This is a genomic window from Acinetobacter oleivorans DR1 (assembly GCF_000196795.1).
In the GTDB taxonomy this organism is placed as follows: Bacteria; Pseudomonadota; Gammaproteobacteria; order Pseudomonadales; family Moraxellaceae; genus Acinetobacter; species Acinetobacter oleivorans.
Window position 1 is genome coordinate 1,976,900 of sequence record NC_014259.1, and the last position, 19,267, is coordinate 1,996,166.

Sequence of the window (19,267 nt, forward strand, 5' to 3'; positions counted from 1 at the left end):
AGAATGAAAAACTATAGTTTAGAAGGAATGTATTTACGCAAAGCAAAGATAAATAGCGTAAATAAAATACTGAAACCAAAAACAGGTAAGCTTAGCCCTAATACGAGACCCACCAATATTAATCCTATTTTTTGTGAGTTAGTTGCACGGTTCCAAACTAATAGGCTTTGCCCAACAAAGTGGCTCGTCATGAGTTTTAAATTCGAGTTTTTAAACGCAGCCCTATATGCATAAACAATCATAATGCACAGCACGAAAGCATAAAGTGCTAGTACCAATTGATTTATCCAGCCAAATAAAACACCAATATGCGCATCAACTCCCCAACGAGTGAGCTTTGCCACCAGTGAATAGTCTTTAAACGCAAGTTGGTCGATGACTTTATGTTGTTCCATATCAATTGCGATACTGTCTGCTTGAGTTGGCCATTTGCGCTGAATCTCGGCTATCGTCCAAGCTTGATTTCCACTGGTTGGTGGCTTGATTTGTATTTGTGCTGCATCAATACCATGTGCTCTGGCTATTGAAAGAGCGCTATCGTATTCATTTGAAATAATATTTAAATTCAGGTTTTCACTATGTGGCATTTCGTGATGCTCATGGTGCATCACTGTAGGTAAATTATCTTCTTGAAGCGAAGTTGCCAATGTTGGGGTTTGCCAGTTAAGCCATTGACGAGCAACTCGAATATTATCTCCGGCCCATTCGGACCATGTAAGACCCGTAATGGCGATTATTAATAAGAGAGGGAATAACGCTAAACCCAACGTGCTATGCCATTTTAGTAATCTATTTTTTTGTGTTTGTCTGATTTTAAGATTTTGACGGCGTTTCCACCAATTATATAGTCCAGTTAAAGTCAAAATGGCTAACCAGCTTGCTGCCAGTTCACTATAAAAGCGACCCCATTTTCCTAGTAATAAATTGCTATGTAGTTGGTCGAGTGTAGTCCGAAATGGCAGAACCCCACTGGTACCATAAACTGCTAGATGACCTTTGGCTTGAAGCGTAAAAGGATCAATAAAAACGGCTTCACTCGTAAAATCATGTATAGGATCTGAGAAAATTACACGAGTTGTTTGGTCAGCACTTGGAGCTGGTCTAACTTCAATCACCTGTGCAGACTTAGGCATTACTTGCTTTGCAGCTTCAATTTGCTGGCTCAGCTTATGTGGCGGTTGCTTCAGTGGCTCAACATATAGAACATCTTTATAAATTGCTTGCTCTATTTGAGGCGTAATTGCATAGAGTAAACCAGTGATTGCTGCGAACAAGATAAATGGCGCAATAAAAATACCAGCATAAATATGAATTAAACGGTAAAGACTACGCCAGAAGGATGATTGGGTCAGCATCAGAAGAGAATGTTTGTCAGGTGTTGGGCGGATTATAACGACTTATTTATCTTGATGCTGATTGAGCTGTAACCAGTATTAAATTATTTGATTAGCCACCTTGTAAACTTTTTGGCCTAATAATTAAATAGTTTTTATTACTTGGTAAATTTGGCGTTTTTTTTGCTTACTCTTTAATATCTTAGCTATTTCATTTAATTTGACCGCTGTATTAACCATGATTCAAACCGTCTTGCTCTCTTATGGTGTCTTTTTCATATGAAAAATGCACCAAATAGACACGTCTTTTTATTTTGCACTGTATTTGTGCGTTGGATGCTGTAATGAAGTCATTGGTTTCAATACTCACTTTACTCATTCTATGTGGATGCTCTTCATCTGAACAAAGTAGAAAAACTAAAGAAAACTTGGTAGCCCATTCGATATGTGTTTTTGATAGTACAAATACAAAAGTTTGTGTAGCCAAACCAGCCCAAAGAATAGTTTCTCTATTTGAGTCGGGTCTAGATGGCTTATATATGCTAGGGCAAGGTCACAAAGTGATTGGTATACCAGCCGAAGTATACATCCAGCCTTTATTATTTAATGCCTATTCAAAAATAGATAAGCGTATTGCTAATAAACAGCTTGCGACGCCATCACAAGGGGCAAATGCAACCAATATTGAAAGTCTCGTATTGTTAAAACCTGATCTTGTGATTTTGGGGAGCGGGCAAACCCAAACGATTGAACTGTTACGGCAGTTTGGCATTGCTGTATATGTGATGGAGTCAGGTACTTACCAGCAAGTAAAAGAAGAGCTATCAGAAATTGCCATTTTGAGCGGTGCACAAAAGCGTGCTCAAGAAATTTTAAATTTCTCTGATGAAATTGTGGCGGAGGTCGCAGCCAAAACTGCACGTCAGCCAAATAAGCAATCGATTTACTATGCGTGGTCAGGAGGACGTATTTTTTCTACCTCTGGACGTCAGTCGATTACCAATGACTTTATTGAGCTGGCAGGTGCTTACAACATTGTTCAGACCGATGCTAACCAGCCCAATGTAAATCCCGAGACCCTCATTGAATGGAACCCTGACAATATTGTGCTTTGGAATACCAACCCAAAACTGATTTATGAACGAAAAGAATTACAAGGTTTAAGCGCTGTACAAAACCGTAAGGTTTTTAATTTAAGCCCTGCATTTATATATAACCCCCATACCATCAAAATCATTATTACGGCGATTTATTTGAATCATAGTATTTATCCGGAACAGTCTGATTTATCAGTAAGTGCTTTACAACAGCGTATTTTAACCAAGTTGTATGGTGGGCACCTTGCCAAAGCGTTGGTGCAATGAATATGCAAAAGCTGAAATATTATTGGTTTTACCCGTTACCGTTCGTGATGATTTTTATCTCGTTGCTCATAGGGCCAACGCAGACATTGAGTGCATGGGATTATTTGCGGTGGGGTGTGCAAGCGGTGTTTGGTACACCATATTTTGATGCTGAGCAATTTAGACTGATGCAAAACATTCTCGTAAATGTCAGATTACCCAGAATTCTACTGACCTTTATGGTGGGTGCTGCGTTAGCAACTGCGGGAAATGGTTTACAGGCATTGTTTCGTAATCCTTTAGTTGACTCATATGTACTCGGTATTTCATCTGGTGCGGCGTTTGGTGCAGCTTTAGCACTTTCTTTAAGTTGGCTTTCGCCAAATCTATCAGCCTTTATTTTTGGTGTTTGTGCTGTTGCCTTAACGTATTTATTTGCGCATCAAAAACATGAAAGCCAGACGTCGTTAGTGATGGTCATTTTATCGGGCATGATTGTTTCGGGACTGTTTTTGGCAGGACTTACAGTCATTCAATACTTAAGTGATCCATTTAAATTACAAGCCATTGTGCAATGGACCATGGGTAACTTACATCAGGCGTCTTGGCAAAAAGTTCAATACGCCGTGCTACCGATTTGTATTGGTCTTGCTGGATTATTTGCAATGCGTTGGCGCTTAAACTTAATGGCACTCGGTGCTGAAGAAGCGCAGGCGGTTGGTGTTAACCCAAGGTGGGAACAGCTTCTTTTAATTGCTCTGGTGACTGTATGTACGTCAACTTCTGTGGCAGCGGCGGGAATTATTAGTTTATATGGGCTATTTATGCCGCATATTGTGAGAATGTTGGTTGGGCCAGATCACCGCTACAGTATTCCTGCCAATATGGTGTTGGGCGGCAGTTTTCTACTGTTGATTGATAACTTTTCGCGGGTTTTACTGACGTTTGAAATACCGATTGGTATTTTTACCATGCTACTTGGTGCGCCATTTTTCTTATTATTAATGAAAACACAGAGGACTCATTGGGCATGATTCAAATTGATCAGTTAAATTATGCCTATGGGCACAAACAGGTCCTTAAAAATATTCATCTGGAGTTTCCTGAAAATCAGTTTTCAGTGATTTTAGGGCGTAATGGTTGCGGAAAATCGACACTTTTTAAATTGATGGCGGGCCTAGAACCTGTAAAAGATGGCTTGATTCGTTACTCTGGAAAACCACTATCAGACTTTAAAGGCAAAGATCGGGCAGACTTACTCGGCTTTTTACCGCAGTTTCATAAAACCGTATTTCCATTTTTAGTTAAAGATGTGGTGATTACGGGACGTGCTGCTTTTAGCCGATATAGACCTTCAAAATCAGACTGGGAACGTGTAGACCAAGCTTTGCTTGATTTAGACATCGAGCATTTGCGTGACCGTCCTTATACAGAACTATCGGGAGGTGAAAGGCAATTGGTTATGATCGCCCGCATTCTAGTACAAGCCCCAAAAGTTATTTTGCTCGATGAACCAACCAATCATCTCGATGTTTATTACCAGTCTTATTTAATGAAAAAATTGCGTCAGTTGTCGCGGCAAAATTTTACGGTGATTGCAATTATGCATGATCCCAACTTGGCTTTTTTATTTGCAGATCATTTGTTTTTTATGCGCCAACACGAAGTCGTTAAGCCTGAGTCAAAAACACGAATAACCGATCCGAAGTTTTTAAAAAGTGTCTATGATGTTGAGTTCCATGAAGCCATGATTCAAGACAAAACCATTGTTATCCCTGATCATTCTTGGCTATAAATATGACTTTTCACTATCATCTAGCAGACAAATCAGACTATGCATCTGCGGTAGAGTTTGCACTTTATACAAGACATTTATTATTTCCAGAAATCTATCATGGGCAAGTTCCCAAAGATTTAAAAAATTTTGGACAATATTATGTTAATGATCCATTAGGTTGCTTTATTACGGTAAAAGATAAAAACCGTATTATTGGCACTATTGCATATCGGGCATATGACCATCGTTTTGATTTAAATTTGCCATCTAAGACAGTGGAAGTGGTTAAGTTGTTTGTATTGCCTGAATACCGCCGCAATGGCATCGCAACCATGCTATGTAAAATGTTGTTTAGCCATGCACAGAAGAATGAAATTACGACTTTGTATTTGCATACCCATCCATTTTTACCTGCGGCTGAAGAGTTTTGGCGTCTACAAGGTTTTGATGTTATTAAAAGAGAATGGATCGAGACCTATGACACCATTCACATGAGTAAATCTTTATAGCGCTTTATCATGCGTATGAAATCTTTTTTGAAAATGGGTAGGCGGATAACCCATAATTTTACTGAACATTGCTGTAAAAGCTGCCGAGTGTTCATAGCCCAAACTAAAAGCAATTTCCGTAATTGAGATATTTTCTTTTAGGGCATTTAAAGCATAGATGATGCAGACCCGATTACGCCAAGCCTGAAAGGACATGCCAGTTTCTGACTTAAACCAGCGGTGAAAAGTCCGCTCACTTTTATTGTGGTCATGTGCCCAATTTTTAGGACTGCTATGAATATCGGGATGCTGCATAAACTCAGCGCATTGTTGAGATAGTAATGTGTTGTGAGGCAATGGAATAAACAGAGGTAGGGCTGGTGCAGCTTCTAACTCATATAACAACAAATCGATAAGAGCGCCGTCACGGCCTGCATGTTGGTAGTCAACAGGTAGCTGATTTGCCTGAATGAGCAGTTGATGTAACAAAGGCGAGACTTGTATAACCTCGCAATAGTTTGCTTGTCTTGGTGCAGTATTCGCTTCTATATACAAACTATAAGTACTGACTTTAGATAGCCATACCCGATGTGGTTTGCCTGCGGGTATCCATACACCGCTGTACGGTAACACGAGCCATTGTCCATCTTCAGTTTCAACTTTCATGAGTCCTTCGGGTGCATATAAGAACTGAGCACGGCGATGGCTATGCGTATCTAACAAAGTATCAGCAGGATAATCTGATCCTAACGCTAGAACCGCTTGCGGTAGATGGTCTACATCATTAATTGGAATATTACGCATATATTTTTGGCTGAAAAAAATAAAAATATGGCTTTTCTACGTTAGTTTGCCATGGAGCTATTTTATATCATGCCTCTATAAACGTGAGGAAGATGATGATGCTATATGAGCTATTTTTATTTGGACTACTTTCAGGAGTCACCACTTGGTTATTTGGTTTTGGCGGCGGTTTTGTTGCTGTGCCTTTGCTTTATACAGTCATTATTCAAAAGTGGGGCAATGAAAGCAGTGTCGGCATAAATGCCATGCAAATTGCAGTTGCCACCTCGGCATTTGTAATGTTGTGCTCGGCAAGTTTTGCAACTTTTCGACACTATCGGTCCGGACAGATTGATTGGCAAAAAATCCGCTTTTTATGGAGTGGTATCGCATTTGGTGGAGTTGTCGGTGCGGTCATGGCCTCATTGTTTAATGGAAACTGGCTTCGCTGGATATTTATGGGTTATGTTTTCATAACCATTCTAGATTGTTATTACCGAGATGGGTTTATGGTGACCTCAAGGCAAAAGCAAAACTATAGTGAAAACAGCGAACTTATTAAAGGCGGAATTATTGGTTGGGTTGCAGCACTTTTAGGTGTGGGTGGCAGTGTAATGACGGTTCCTTTATTACGGCGGCGGGGTAGTTCTATGGCAGAGGCCGCGGCTATCGCAAACATTCTCACGCTGCCTTTGTCTTTAACTGCAACACTGACCTATTGTGTATTGTCACTTTGGCAATCTACACCCAACGGATTTATCGGTCTAATCTGGTTTGAAGCTGCTTTATTCTTGGTTGCTGGAACATGGATCGGACTATATTTTTCAGAAAAATTTATTTCAAAACTACCTGATTTATGGCGTGCAAAGTTGTATCCATTACTTTTAATAATAGTTTTACTCGTAATGCTTTTTGTAAATTAATTTTTTATTTCAATTACTTGAAGAATAATCTCTCTTAAAAATCGAATCTTAAAATGCTCTAAAATTGTAAATTTTATGTTTTAAATAGCTTTGGAAAAAGTTTAAAAATTAGACTTGCAATATATAGTGGCTTTATGCCACTATATGTTCATCGAAGGTCATCAGACAAAAAGAGGATGATATGGCTATCCAGCTTTTAGATGCGGCAAGAAATGAAATTCCAGTGAAATTCACGCAGTTTTCTGGTGGAGAGCGTCATGTTCAAATTGATGAGACAACGTTGGGTTCACTATCTGGTAAGGTATTGGTCCGCGCCAAAATGACCTCAAGTCACGATGTGATGGACTATTTGTTACTTGAAAATATATTGCTGACTCAAGGCTTAACCGTTGACCTAGAAATTCCATATTTTCCATACGCACGTCAGGACCGTATTTGTGCAGTAGGCCAAGCATTTTCACTTGATGTGATGACGAAGCTACTTAATATCAATGCGGATAAGAAAGCAGGCAAACAAGGCAAGGTGACTGTTTGGGATTGCCATAGTGAAGTCACTACAGCCTTACTCGCTGCAAATACTTCTTTTAGAGAAGTTGTGAATGTTAGTTCAGTCGACATCATCGCAAAGAGTGAAGCACTGAGCACATTGTTAAAAGATGAAAAAACAGTACTGATTTGCCCAGACAAAGGGGCGAAAGCACGTACACAAATGGTTGCAGACGCTTTTAATCTTGAGCGTAAACAACCAATCACTATTGTTCAGTGTGATAAAAAACGTGACCCAGTGACTGGCAAAATTTTAGGTACGCATGTACATGCGACTGATTTATCAGGTCTAACAGCGGTCATTACCGATGACATTTGTGATGGCGGTGCAACCTTTATTGGTATTGCCAAAGAACTTCGTCGTCTCAATTGCACTAAGGTCGTTCTATATGTGACCCACGGTATTTTCAGTAAAGGAATAGAGGTTTTTGATGGATTGCTTGACCAGCTATTTACCTCGGACAGCTTTCCACAACAACCATCAGACAAAATTTCAGTAATTGCTTTTGCAGCAAAATAAAGAGAATAAAGATGACTATTAAACTTAATCCATTAAACGCTATCGATTTTTATAAAGCTGATCACAGACGTCAGTATCCGAAAGGCACAGAGTATGTATACGCCAACTTTACGCCGCGTTCATCTCGACTTGCTAAAATGTTGCCTGACTTTGACGATAAAGTTGTGTTCTTTGGGCTTCAAGGTTTTATTAAACACTTTTTAATCGATACGTGGAATGAAGGCTTTTTCAAGCAACCTAAAAATAAAGTGGTGGCTGCATATAAACGCCGTATGGATAGTTCATTAGGTGAAGGTGCTGTACCTGTTGATCACGTTGAAGCATTACACGATTTGGGATATTTACCATTACGCATTAAAGCATTGCCAGAAGGTAGCCGCGTCAATATGCGTGTACCTGTACTCACCGTCATTAATACCGATCCACGTTTCTTTTGGTTAACTAACTATATCGAAACGGTATTAAGTGCTGAGCTTTGGAAAAGCTGTACTACCGCCACGATTGCCTATGAGTACAAACGCTTATTAACTCAATATGCTGTAAAAACTGGCGCACCACTCGATTTTGTACCTGTGCAAGGACACGATTTTAGTAGCCGTGGTATGAGTGGAATTTATGATGCTGCACAATCAGGAGTAGGTCACTTAACCAGTTTTATTGGAACAGATTCGGTTGCTTCAATCGACTACGCAGAAGAATATTACAATGCAACAGGTGTGATTGGGGTATCTGTACCAGCGACCGAACACAGTGTGATGTGTATGGGCACAGAAAACAGTGAGCTAGAAACCTTTAAGCGTTTAATTTGCGAGCTTTATCCGTCGGGTGTTGTCAGTGTTGTATCTGACACTTGGGACTTTTGGCGAGTGATTACCGAGTTTACGGTGGCTTTAAAACCTGAAATTTTGGCGAGACAACCCAATGCTTTAGGCTTGGCTAAATTGGTTTTCCGTCCAGACTCTGGTGACCCTGTTAAAATTATTTGCGGCGACCCAGACGCTGGAGTTGGCAGCCCAGCTTATAAAGGCGCAGTTGAATGTTTATGGGAAGTGTTTGGCGGTACAACAACTGAGCAAGGCTATAAAGTACTTAATGAGCGTGTCGGCTTAATTTATGGTGATTCGATTACCTTAGACCGCGCACAGCGCATTTTAGAAGGGCTAGAAGCCAAAGGTTTTGCTTCAAACAACTTGGTGTTTGGGATCGGTAGCTTTACCTATAACTACTTAACTCGCGATACTTTTGGGTTTGCTGTTAAAGCGACTTGGGGTCAGGTAAATGGAGTAGGTCGAGAGCTGTTCAAAGACCCAATTACTGACTCAGGTGTGAAAAAATCTGCGAAAGGTCTATTACGCATTGAAGAAAGTGAAAATGGTTTTACCTTGTTTGATCAGCAAACAGCTGAACAAGAACAAGGCGGAGTACTAAAAACCGTCTTTGAAAATGGTAAACTTCAATATGAGTGTACTTTGGATCAAATTCGTGAGCGTTTATCCATCGCATAACTGAGTTTAGATGAGTCGTTGCAAGTGTATCGGCTCATCGTTTTTATTAAGAGGCTGAACGTGACTATTCAAACTGAACAAGAATTCCTTGCCAGTTATGATCGCCGAGATTATGACGCACCTTTACTCACAGTAGATATGGCTATTTTCTCGGTATTTAATGGTCAGTTGCAGGTATTACTCATTAAGCGCCCCAACTTTCCAGCCAAAGGCCAATGGGCTTTACCGGGTGGTTTTGCCGATTTAACCCATGATCAAGACTTGATGGCCACGGCATATCGTAAGCTGGTCGAAAAAACAGGAATTGCTTCACCTTACTTGGAACAAGTTGCTTCTGTCGGTAATGCTAAACGTGACCCGCGTGGCTGGGCAGTAACCATTTTGTATTTTGCATTAATCGATTTTAATGCCTATCAACACCAAGCTTTGGCTGAGTACAGCGAATGGGTGCCTGTAGCAAAAGCAAAAGATTTAGCATTGGCGTTTGATCATAATGAATTGCTCAGTTTAGCTTTAGAGCGTTTAACCAGTAAAACTCGCTATACCGCTTTGCCAGCTAGTCTCATGCCCGAGTTATTTACACTGACCGAGCTACAGACTATTTATGAAATTATTCTTGGACAATCCTTAGATAAAAAAGCATTTAGACGCCGTATGATAGAAGCGGGTGCAGTTGAAGAAACCAACCACAGTAAAATTGTGGGCAAACGACCAGCTCAGCTTTATCGCTATGCACTCGATTCTTTCGATTTTATATTTCCTCGCTCACTCGAATTACCCAGAAATAAAGAGGGTGAAGATAAGCAAAACAATGAGCTTTCTGACTAGCGCATCTTGATGCACTTTGATTTATAATGCCGCGCTTATGATTGATGTCATGTTTTGATCAGCACTTTGCCTATGTCACACGTTTCTCCCTGCTTCCAGCAAAACCAGTTTTTTGTGTTGGTGGAATATCTCACTTCACTGCATGAAATTTATCCTGTGAAACATGAGTTTGCAGGATATCCGGCTGCAATGACATTGGCAGATCGCGTACATTCAGATCATGATATCGCGCCGCTTGAAGCCAGCAAAAGTTACCCTGACTCAATCGATAAAGTTTTACACTTTTCAGGTAAGGCCCGAGACATACAAGACTTTGAGAGCTTTTTAGAACAAGCTCAAGCAGCCAATATTCAAAACTTGTTATTGCTTACAGGCGATAAACTCAAAGAACACCATAATGGTCGAGATGGACAACCTCGTAGTCGCTACTTAGAGTCGGTAAACGCCGTAATGGCTGCCAAGCAGCATGGCGGGTTTCGTATTGGGGTTGCTTTTAACCCATTTAAATATGTTGAAGCTGAGCGTGATGCACAGTATTTAAAACTACATAAGAAGATTAAAGCAGGTGCTGACTTTATCATTACCCAATTGGGCTATGACATTGAAGCCTTAAAACAAGCCAAATCATTTTTAATGAAGCATGCTTATTCGCAGCAAATACTGGCTTGTGTAATGCCACTGACTTTGGGCCGAGCCAATTTTATGGTGAAGCATAAAGTCGCGGGTATTGTAATTACCCCACACATGTTAAAAGTTTTGGCAGATGAAAAACAGGCAGGGCATACAGACCGAGTTTATTTGCGCTGTGCTTTACAGATTTTGATATGTAAACATTTAGGGTTTGCAGGAATTCACTTATCTGCCTGCCATAAGCCAGAAGAGCAAATGCTGCTTGAAAGCTACATTGAGCAATACAGACATTTGGAACTTAAAGCTTTAGAAGAGCTTTGGAATTCACTTTGGCAAGTCACGACAGGCAAAGAGTTTTCACCTGAAATTTCTCGGTTTTCACGTCAGCCAACGTCTAAACAATTAATTAAATATCGCCAATTGCATGTTATGCATGAAGCAATGTTTGGATCAAAAATTGCTAAAGGCGTTGGACGGTTTATTTTTAAAGCGTCCTTTTGGGAAAACTCTTTAGTAGCTAAAGTATTAATTAAAACAGAAGTGCTGAGTAAACATAGCCTAGTCGGTTGTGAAAGCTGTGGTCAGTGTCGCCTAAGCGATACTTTATATATTTGCCCTGAAACGTGTCCAAAAGGTTTAGCCAACGGGCCTTGTGGCGGTACAACTTTAGACCGCTGTGAATTTGGTGACCGTGAATGCATTCATTCAGTCAAAGCAAGACTTGCTAAAGCTGTTGAACAAACTGAAATATTAAAAGAAAAACTGATTCCAACTGTGCCTATTGAAACTAGGGGAACCAGTTCTTGGAAAAATTGGTATTTAGTGACTGAGGCTTAAGTTTTGTATAACTTCCTTGATTTGATTTTGTTAAAAAACTAATTCACATGCTAAAGCACGGCAATAATTTAAAAATAACAATTGTTTGGCTTAATTATGTTCAATCAAGATGACTACCGAGGAGTATAATTAAAGCGAATCTTTTGCGTTAAAAGGAAAGCTGTCTCAATGAAAAAGTTGGTTGCTGTACTTGCTGTAATTGTTGTTTTAACTGGATGCGTTTACGACCCTGTTAATTACGACAAAATACACGACCAAGAGTTCCAAGACCACCTCAGGCAAAACGGTTAGTAATAAAAAGCCCACTCAATGAGTGGGTTTTAGTTTTTAAAAAGCGCACTGCACCATTTGAGTGACAAACAGATTCATACCTTCGCACAAAAACTCTCACAACATCCTGATTTAGCAAGCCAGTTTGCAGTCAAAGGTGAAAGTTACGATCAACTCGCAGCATGTATAGCTGTAAAACTTAGCAATCCAGCTCAGGTCAAATAACGGGAACCATATCCAAGTAATTTGGATTCAAAGGCTTATTGCGGGGGGCAGTTTTTAGAAATAGGTTTTTTAACTCCTTGTTTATTTATTTGAATTAGCTGAAAGTATATATTGTATTTATAAGCTAGCTTATTGTTTACTTCATTAGGAAAATATTCTTTCTTAGAAGTTAATAAAATGAAAAATTATTTAATAGGGTTAGTTACTGCTTTAGGTTTAACTGGATGTGTGGCATTACCAAACATCGACTATTCACAGCAAAAAGTTGAACGGTTTAATCCAGTTAAGAATTGGATTAGTGTAGATTCTGCTTCAGTTAAAGATATACCTAATGGTAATGAAATCTTTAAGTTGAAAGGGGGGAGCGAAGTTTATGTGTTCAGATATCAAGACGAATGGGCATTAATAAATCCAAATTCTCATACACAACAGTGGATTGATACTAAGTATTTATGTAGTTTTTCTGGTTGTTATACTCCTCCAATTATTTTTAGAAATGCTAAAAGTAGTTTTAATAACAGGGAATCTATTTACTCAATTCAACAACGTGAGCCTAAAAGGTATAGCAATACTAAAACTAGAAGTACCTCTACTACTCATACTTCAAGAACCTATAGTCAAACTACTAATAATTCTTGTTATTGTACTTCTGGTACATATTGTGTTGGGCCTAGAGGTGGACATTATTGCCTTAATAGCACGGGTTCTAAAAGATATCTTCCAAGATAGATAGAGCAAACTTTGGAAAACCCTGCTAAATAACGATTATTATCGTTTTTTTATTTTATATACAGGTTATTTGCATTTAAAAACTAGGTCTATTTGATATAATTCATGAAAATATCAAAGGTTATAAAAATGGATAAGCCTTTTCCACTATTTTGTAATGAGCGCATTAATTTTATGAATAGAATATTATTATCTTTTATAAGTTTATTAATTATTAGTCCAGTGTACAGTGCTGATGATTTTTTCGAAAAAAAACCTTCTATTTTAATTGCTAAAGATGAAGAGGCTCAAAATACTAAAAGTGGTGAGAGTGTTGTTTTTTTTGAGTCAGCAATGCAACAAAAAATAGATCGTACAAATCAACTTTTTAGAAGGGCTGAGCGAGATAAAGATGTTCTATTCCAAACGTCAAATATGACTGATTATGATAAATCACAATATTACAGAGAAAATAAGTTTGCTAATTATAGAGGTTATTCACCATACATTGAATCTACACCTAATAGAAAAGTAATTTCAGAAAAAGAATATGAACAGCTAATGGAGCAAAAAAGAAAAGAGAGAAAAGTTGATCGAAGCCTTTGGTACCTATTAGATAAGTAATTTCAGAAGATAAATTTCAATAGTTAAAAGTGGCATAGTAAAACTAGAAAATTAATATTTTTACGAACAAAATATAGCTATTGCCTACCAAATCAAAAAATAGATATGTTATAGAAAAGGATGGGATGAGTATTAAGTTCAAAGGAAGCACTTAACCGATCTTCTTAAAGTTCGATGGATTTCGTTAAATAGGTAGATGATGACCGCACTTTTAGAAAAGGATTTCAGCCCGTCTGAGTTTACATTGTTTTCTGAAATATTATGGAAACTTGGCTCAGGAAAAGGGCAATATAATTTACGTGAAAATATCATTGCAGATATTGCCATCTTGTTACGGGCTGATTTTGCTGCGTCTTATATTTGGGATTCAAGGCATAACTTATCGAAAGATGGTGTGATATGGAAAATCGACCCAAAAGCGATGGAAGACTATGAGTGTATTTGGCAATTTGATGACCCCATTACTGCACAGCTTCATAAACTCCAGAAACCGACATTTGTAAACGAGGTCATGCCTCTCGCAGACCTGAAAAAAACAGGCTATTACAATGAGTTTTTAAAAACGTATGGTTTGTATCACGGTATAAATATTTATTTTGTCCGAAATGGTATGGATATTGGTGATTTACGCATTTGGCGTGCACAAGACGCTGACATGTTTGGCGAGCGTGAAAAAAGAATATTAAATCTGCTTGAACCTTATTTTACCCAAGCCTTACCACTAGATTTATCAACACAATATGGTTTGACTCCACGAGAACAAGAAGTGGTTCATTTGGTCTCTAAAGGTTTGAGTGATAAAGAGGTGGCAAGTTTACTTGGTATTGGTTTTACTACTTTAAGAACCCATCTGAATAATGCTATGAGAAAAATAGGCTGCAATAATCGCACTGAAATGGCTTTACTCGTTCAACATTAAAGCAAAAGCAATCCTCAATTTTGAGGATACGAATTATCGAGCAATTTGTACTAAGTTCTTAAGATCACAACTTAAATGGATTTTAAGTCATCATGTCAAATGCAGTGGAAAAAAATAATTGGATTGAAACACTCGATTTAGCCAATGCTTCAGTAGATATCATTACTAAACTGATTCAAGAGAGAAAAGTATCTTGCGAAGAACTTGTTCATCATTACTTCGCCACTATTGAAAAACAGCAATCTTTAAATGCATTTATTAGTACAGATAAAAATTCTGCAATTCAACAAGCTCAATATTGGGATAAATATCTACTGAGTGGAAAACCATGTCCGGTTTTGATGGGCATTTTAATTGCGGTTAAAGATAATATTCATGTTGAAGGTTTCCCTAACAGTGCAGGCACACCAGCTTTAGCCAACTTTAAGCCTCAAAGCTCTGCACCGATTATTCAAAAGCTCATTGATCACGGTGCGATCATTGTTGGTAAAACCAATATGCATGAATTGGCCTTTGGGGTAACGGGTTATAATACAGCCATGCATATTGAAGGTGTTGTGGGTACACGAAATGCGGTAAACCCATTACATATTGCTGGCGGGTCTTCTTCAGGTAGTGCTGTGGCTGTTGCCGCGGGAATGGTTCCGATTGCGATTGGTACAGATACTGGCGCTTCGGTTAGATTACCGAGTGCCTTAAATGGTTGTGCCGGCTTTCGTCCAACGGTAGGACGATATTCACAAAACAGTATTACCCCAATTTCACATACGCGGGATACGGCTGGTCCTATTGCACACACAGTATCTGACATTATTTTAATTGATCAGCTCATCACCCAAAAGCCAAAGAAAAAACCATTACAGCCTCATCAAATTAGGCTCGGTATCAATCCATATTTTTGGAATCATTTAGATGAAGATGTTCATGAACAGGCGCATATTGCACTTGGTCTTTTAAAAGAAGCAGGAGTTGAAATTATTAATGTCGATATGCCGAATTTAGAACAACTCAATCACGCTATTTCATTTCCTGTAGTTGTCTATGAAGGCAAATATGACCTTATTCAATATTTAAAACATCATCATGTAAATTTGACTATTGAGAATGTAGTTGATCAGATCTCAAGCCCAGATGTTCAGGCAATTTTTAAACAGAATATCGTTCCTCAATTAATTCAAGATCAGACGGGGCAACTTGTTCCTGTTCTACCTTTCTATGAAAAGGCCATCAGTGAAGCTCGGCCTCAATTGCTTGAACTCTACCAAAACACTTTTAAAGCGCATAACTTACATGCTTTATTATTTCCGACATCACCGATTGTTGCACCGCTAGCAAATGAACAAGTCAGTTCAATTGAAAATTTCCAGACACTCATTCGAAATACAGACCCCGGCAGTAATATCGGATTACCAGGGCTGAGTTTGCCGATTGGAAAGGGAGCGAAATCGAAACTAGCCGTTGGATTAGAAATTGATGGTTTACCTCATCATGATAGTGAAATAATTGCGATTGGGATGACTTTAGAAGAAATATTTAAGGTTTTAAATAAGTAAAAAAAACCGATAATTCTCTATTTTCTAAATAAAAAAGAGTTAAAAGTAACTCTTTTTTAGATTAATTTTGTTTTTGAATAATGCTTGGTTTCTCAAAAATAAGTTGGATTTGGTCGGAAAGTTTTTATATTATTTTATTTAATATTGTTAATCATAAATACATATTTAATAAGCTGTGCTTTACTATGCTTGATAAATCTGCATATTTATATTTTATGCTTCTATAAATATTATAAAAATTCTCGAAGAATTTATTTAAATTACATATTGCTCTAAGTAAATCAACATAAGTTATACAAAGTAAAAGCTAATTTTTAATATTGATGCAATAAATTTTTCTACCAATTAATCACTTTTACATAAATAATTATATTTACAAGTTGTTGATTTTATTTGTTTAAATTAATTTTTAAAGAAAGGTTTTATAATTGCATTTTTTAAAAAATATAAAATTACATAATTTTTAAACATATTTTTTATAGCATGCCGTGTATTGGCGTAAATAGAAAAAATATATGTCAAAACGGTCAATGATATTTAATCGATTTAAGAACCATAATTTGCACCAAATTTTACGCTGTCACGATTCATTGAATAAACCAAGTGAAAAGTTACGTAAAAAAGACGCTAATAGTTTATTGGTGTAAATAAAAAATCGAATATTACAAATAAACGGAATGAATATGGATAACGTAGCTCAGCTAGAAACTGACACTAATTTCCAAAGTCGAAAGAAAATAACTTGGGGTGTTTTTAGTGTCCTGCTGTTATTTTTAATCGCAGGCATTATATATTATTTTTTTGTATACCGATTTTATCAATCTACTGATAATGCTTATGTTCAGGCAGATGTTACTTGGGTCATGCCAAAGATTTCAGGCGAAGTGATTGAGTTATTAATTAACGATAATCAGTTTGTAAAGAAAGGGGAAACTTTGGCGGTATTAGACCACCGCGATTACCAAGCTCGTTATGATCAGGCGAGTTCTGTCGTCAGCTTAAAAGAAGCGGCGCTTGGTGTACAACAGCAAAATGAAAAGTCTGCTAAATCTTCCATTACTGAAGCAAAGAGTGGTGTAGTGGCAGCGCAAGCAGATTTAACTCGTTTAAGAAAAGATTTTGAACGTTATCAAGATTTACTGAAAGATGGCGTGATTACCCGTCAAAACTTTGAAGGCATTCAGTCTCAATATTTAACAGCTCAGGCACAACTCAGCAAGGCACAAGCCGCCGTCAATGCAGCAGAAGCTCAGTTGGGGAGCTTAAAAGCCAGTCGAGCGCAGCTTTTAGCAGATATTCAAAGTGCTCATGCAAACTTAAACCTATATCAGGTCGATCTGGCATCATCAAAAGTGGTGAGTCCTGTAGATGGCAAAATCGGTAGCCTTGCAATCCAGAAAGGCTCACGTGTTTCTCCGCAAACTCGCTTAATGGCGATCATTCCTGAAAACAGTTTGTATGTACAAGCGAATTTCAAAGAAACCCAAATTGAAAAAATGCATATTGGTCAGAAAGTTGAACTCAAACTTGATGCCTATCCAAGCCTAACCTATAGCGGAAAAATTGAGAGCTTTTCACCAGCTTCAGGCGCAACTTTCTCACTCATGCCACCAGACAATGCCACAGGCAACTTTAACAAGGTTGTTCAGCGTATTCCTGTGCGTATTGCCATAGATTCAAGCCCACATATTGATTTGATAAAACCCGGAATGTCGGTGAGTGCCACCGTTGACCTAAGAACTTAATAATAAAATTTTAGGTAATAAGACATGAATAAGCACCTTGAGGCCGAGTGGGGATTCCCAGCAAAAACTGCATGGGCAATTTTTGCTGCCATGATTTTTGGTAACTTCATGGCGATTCTTGATATTCAGATTGTGGCGAGTTCTCTAAACGAGGTTCAAGCTGGTATGAGTGCAAGTCGTTACGAGGTCACTTGGGTGCAAACGGTTTATTTAATTGCCGAGATTATTGCAATTCCCATGTCGAGTATTGTCTCGCGGGTACTTTCAACACGGGTGTATTACACCATCTGTGCAATTGGTTTTACGGTCAGTTCGTTACTTTGTGCCTTGGCATGGAACTTAGAAAGTTTATTAGTTTTCCGTGGCATTCAAGGTTTTATGGGCGGCGGCATGATTCCGACCTCCATGACCGCGTTGTATCTACTTTTCCCTGAAGCAAAACGCTCATTGCCGTTAGTCATGTTTGGAATGATCAGTACTTTGGGCCCAGCGATTGGCCCAACCATTGGCGGCTGGTTAACCAATAACTTCTCATGGCACTGGATGTTCCTGATTAATATTATCCCGGGCATTATCATTGCTACGGTCATCTACTCGGGTCCAAATATTGATCGTGCAAACTATTCACTCATTAAAAGTATGGACTGGTTCAGCCTCGTTGGTATGGCCATGTTTTTGGGTGGGCTTGAATATTTCCTTGATGAAGGTGCACGGCATGACTGGCTTGCAGACACAGGCGTTCGGCTTGCTTTCATGATTTGCGTTGTGGGTGGCATGATTTTCTTCTCTAGAAGTTTTACCCAGCCTAAGCCTTTGCTCGATTTGTCCGTATTTAAAAACAAAAACTTTACCTTAAGTGCCATCACAACTTTTGTGATTGGCATGGCGCTCTATGGCTTGGGTTACATGATTCCTGTGTTTCTTGGGCAAGTCCGTGAAATGAACAGTAGCCAAATTGGTCACGTCATGATGGTGACAGGCATTGTCATGTTCTGCTTTGCACCGTTCCTTGCGTGGCTCATTCCCAATTTTGATACCCGCAAAACTGTATTTGTCGGAATGATTCTGGCTGGTTTTGGTGTATGGCTCAATTCTCACCTCAGCATTCACAGCGATTATGACTTTATGTTCTGGCCGCAAATCTATCGTGGCATTGGCCTCATGATCTGTCTGATTGTGGTTTCGCATTTAGCCATGAGCACTTTGCCACTCAGTAAAGTTGCCGATGCCAGCGGTATTTATAACCTGATGCGTAATATTGGCGGAGCGGTTGGGCTAGCTCTCATTAACTCATCTTTAGATTGGCTGACTGCGCTTCATGTTACCCAGATTAATCAGTCGATGACACCGCAAAACTGGATTTTTACAGAACGACTTGACCAACTCACGGCGCAATATCAGGAAGTCGGCTCAAATGCACAGCAAATTGCGCTCAGCGTGATCTATCGTGACATTCATTTTCAGGCGCTTACATCTAGTTTTAATGATTTATTACGCATGCTCGCAATCATCATGTTTGTGACCGCCTTTTTAACCATCTTTATGGATCGGGGGAAGAAAATGAATATGTAGCGATTTAGAAATAAAGGGCAGCTTTCAAAGAATGAAAAACAATAGGGCATATCAAAACGTATCCCTTCATAGAAAAAGAACATTTTTATGAGTTTTCTTATATCGGTAGATGAGATCGGAAAACTCGCAAATTAGAG

18 protein-coding genes and 1 pseudogene are annotated in these 19,267 nt (G+C 38.7%); 17 read left to right on the forward strand and 2 right to left on the reverse strand.

From position 1 onward, the window contains the following. Positions 1-11: 11 nt before the first annotated feature. On the reverse strand, positions 12-1,355 hold the full coding sequence (locus AOLE_RS09285) for a PepSY-associated TM helix domain-containing protein (protein WP_013197813.1): 1,344 nt from the start codon (positions 1,353-1,355) through the stop codon (positions 12-14). Positions 1,356-1,678: 323 nt separating this feature from the next. On the opposite strand from AOLE_RS09285, the gene AOLE_RS09290 reads away from it, so the two are divergent. Genes AOLE_RS09290 through AOLE_RS09305 form a run of 4 tightly spaced genes read left to right on the forward strand, consistent with a single transcriptional unit; the run spans position 1,679 to position 4,963 of the window. Then, positions 1,679-2,698, forward strand: a complete 1,020-nt coding sequence (locus AOLE_RS09290) for an ABC transporter substrate-binding protein (protein ID WP_023274229.1) — start codon at positions 1,679-1,681, stop codon at positions 2,696-2,698. A gap of 2 nt (positions 2,699-2,700) precedes the next feature. Beyond that, the gene (locus AOLE_RS09295; RefSeq protein ID WP_081399309.1) at positions 2,701-3,711 is read left to right on the forward strand and encodes a FecCD family ABC transporter permease; all 1,011 of its coding nucleotides are present in this window, start codon (positions 2,701-2,703) and stop codon (positions 3,709-3,711) included. Beyond that, a complete protein-coding gene (locus AOLE_RS09300; RefSeq protein ID WP_013197816.1) occupies positions 3,708-4,472 on the forward strand; it encodes an ABC transporter ATP-binding protein in 765 nt (254 codons plus the stop codon). The genes AOLE_RS09295 and AOLE_RS09300 overlap by 4 nt, the downstream gene beginning before the upstream one ends. Positions 4,473-4,474: 2 nt before the next feature. Beyond that, on the forward strand, positions 4,475-4,963 hold the full coding sequence (locus tag AOLE_RS09305; protein WP_013197817.1) for a GNAT family N-acetyltransferase: 489 nt from the start codon (positions 4,475-4,477) through the stop codon (positions 4,961-4,963). Here the strand turns inward: AOLE_RS09305 and AOLE_RS09310 are convergent. After that, positions 4,958-5,746 carry an AraC family transcriptional regulator gene (locus tag AOLE_RS09310; protein WP_013197818.1) on the reverse strand — a complete coding sequence of 263 codons (789 nt, stop codon included), beginning with the start codon at positions 5,744-5,746 and terminating at the stop codon, positions 4,958-4,960. The genes AOLE_RS09305 and AOLE_RS09310 overlap by 6 nt on opposite strands. Before the next feature lie 98 nt (positions 5,747-5,844). Between AOLE_RS09310 and AOLE_RS09315 the strand changes: the two genes are divergently transcribed. The 13 genes and pseudogenes from AOLE_RS09315 to AOLE_RS09365 all read left to right on the forward strand — a co-directional run bounded on the left by AOLE_RS09315 (position 5,845) and on the right by AOLE_RS09365 (position 19,130). Then, positions 5,845-6,648, forward strand: a complete 804-nt coding sequence (locus AOLE_RS09315; RefSeq protein ID WP_013197819.1) for a sulfite exporter TauE/SafE family protein — start codon at positions 5,845-5,847, stop codon at positions 6,646-6,648. Positions 6,649-6,829: 181 nt separating this feature from the next. After that, a complete protein-coding gene (locus tag AOLE_RS09320; protein ID WP_013197820.1) occupies positions 6,830-7,714 on the forward strand; it encodes a phosphoribosyltransferase family protein in 885 nt (294 codons plus the stop codon). Positions 7,715-7,725: 11 nt separating this feature from the next. Continuing rightward, entirely contained in the window at positions 7,726-9,219 is a 1,494-nt protein-coding gene (locus AOLE_RS09325) for a nicotinate phosphoribosyltransferase (protein ID WP_013197821.1), read from the forward strand. Between the two features lie 60 nt (positions 9,220-9,279). Then, positions 9,280-10,047 (forward strand): ADPR responsive transcriptional repressor NtrR, encoded by a 768-nt coding sequence (ntrR, locus tag AOLE_RS09330; protein WP_013197822.1) that lies wholly within the window; start codon positions 9,280-9,282, stop codon positions 10,045-10,047. A gap of 72 nt (positions 10,048-10,119) precedes the next feature. Next, positions 10,120-11,514, forward strand: a complete 1,395-nt coding sequence (locus AOLE_RS09335; protein WP_013197823.1) for a methylenetetrahydrofolate reductase C-terminal domain-containing protein — start codon at positions 10,120-10,122, stop codon at positions 11,512-11,514. Between the two features lie 168 nt (positions 11,515-11,682). Then, positions 11,683-11,805: a hypothetical protein gene (locus AOLE_RS20815; protein ID WP_013197824.1), complete on the forward strand. Its 123-nt coding sequence runs from the start codon at positions 11,683-11,685 to the stop codon at positions 11,803-11,805. 42 nt (positions 11,806-11,847) lie between these two features. Further along, positions 11,848-12,009 (forward strand): annotated as a pseudogene (locus AOLE_RS20500) (helix-turn-helix domain-containing protein); the annotation flags it as partial. 177 nt (positions 12,010-12,186) lie between these two features. Further along, positions 12,187-12,738: a hypothetical protein gene (locus AOLE_RS19840; protein ID WP_023274231.1), complete on the forward strand. Its 552-nt coding sequence runs from the start codon at positions 12,187-12,189 to the stop codon at positions 12,736-12,738. A 174-nt stretch (positions 12,739-12,912) separates the two neighbouring features. Then, the gene (locus tag AOLE_RS09345) at positions 12,913-13,341 is read left to right on the forward strand and encodes a hypothetical protein (protein WP_035331565.1); all 429 of its coding nucleotides are present in this window, start codon (positions 12,913-12,915) and stop codon (positions 13,339-13,341) included. Positions 13,342-13,540: 199 nt separating this feature from the next. Continuing rightward, positions 13,541-14,260: a helix-turn-helix domain-containing protein gene (locus tag AOLE_RS09350; RefSeq protein ID WP_013197828.1), complete on the forward strand. Its 720-nt coding sequence runs from the start codon at positions 13,541-13,543 to the stop codon at positions 14,258-14,260. A 92-nt stretch (positions 14,261-14,352) separates the two neighbouring features. Beyond that, a complete protein-coding gene (gene iaaH, locus AOLE_RS09355; protein ID WP_013197829.1) occupies positions 14,353-15,813 on the forward strand; it encodes an indoleacetamide hydrolase in 1,461 nt (486 codons plus the stop codon). A gap of 683 nt (positions 15,814-16,496) precedes the next feature. Next, complete coding sequence (locus AOLE_RS09360; RefSeq protein ID WP_013197830.1) at positions 16,497-17,558, forward strand: HlyD family secretion protein; 1,062 nt, start codon at positions 16,497-16,499, stop codon at positions 17,556-17,558. 24 nt (positions 17,559-17,582) lie between these two features. Beyond that, positions 17,583-19,130, forward strand: coding sequence for a DHA2 family efflux MFS transporter permease subunit (locus tag AOLE_RS09365; RefSeq protein WP_013197831.1), 1,548 nt, complete (start codon positions 17,583-17,585; stop codon positions 19,128-19,130). Positions 19,131-19,267 lie beyond the last annotated feature (137 nt).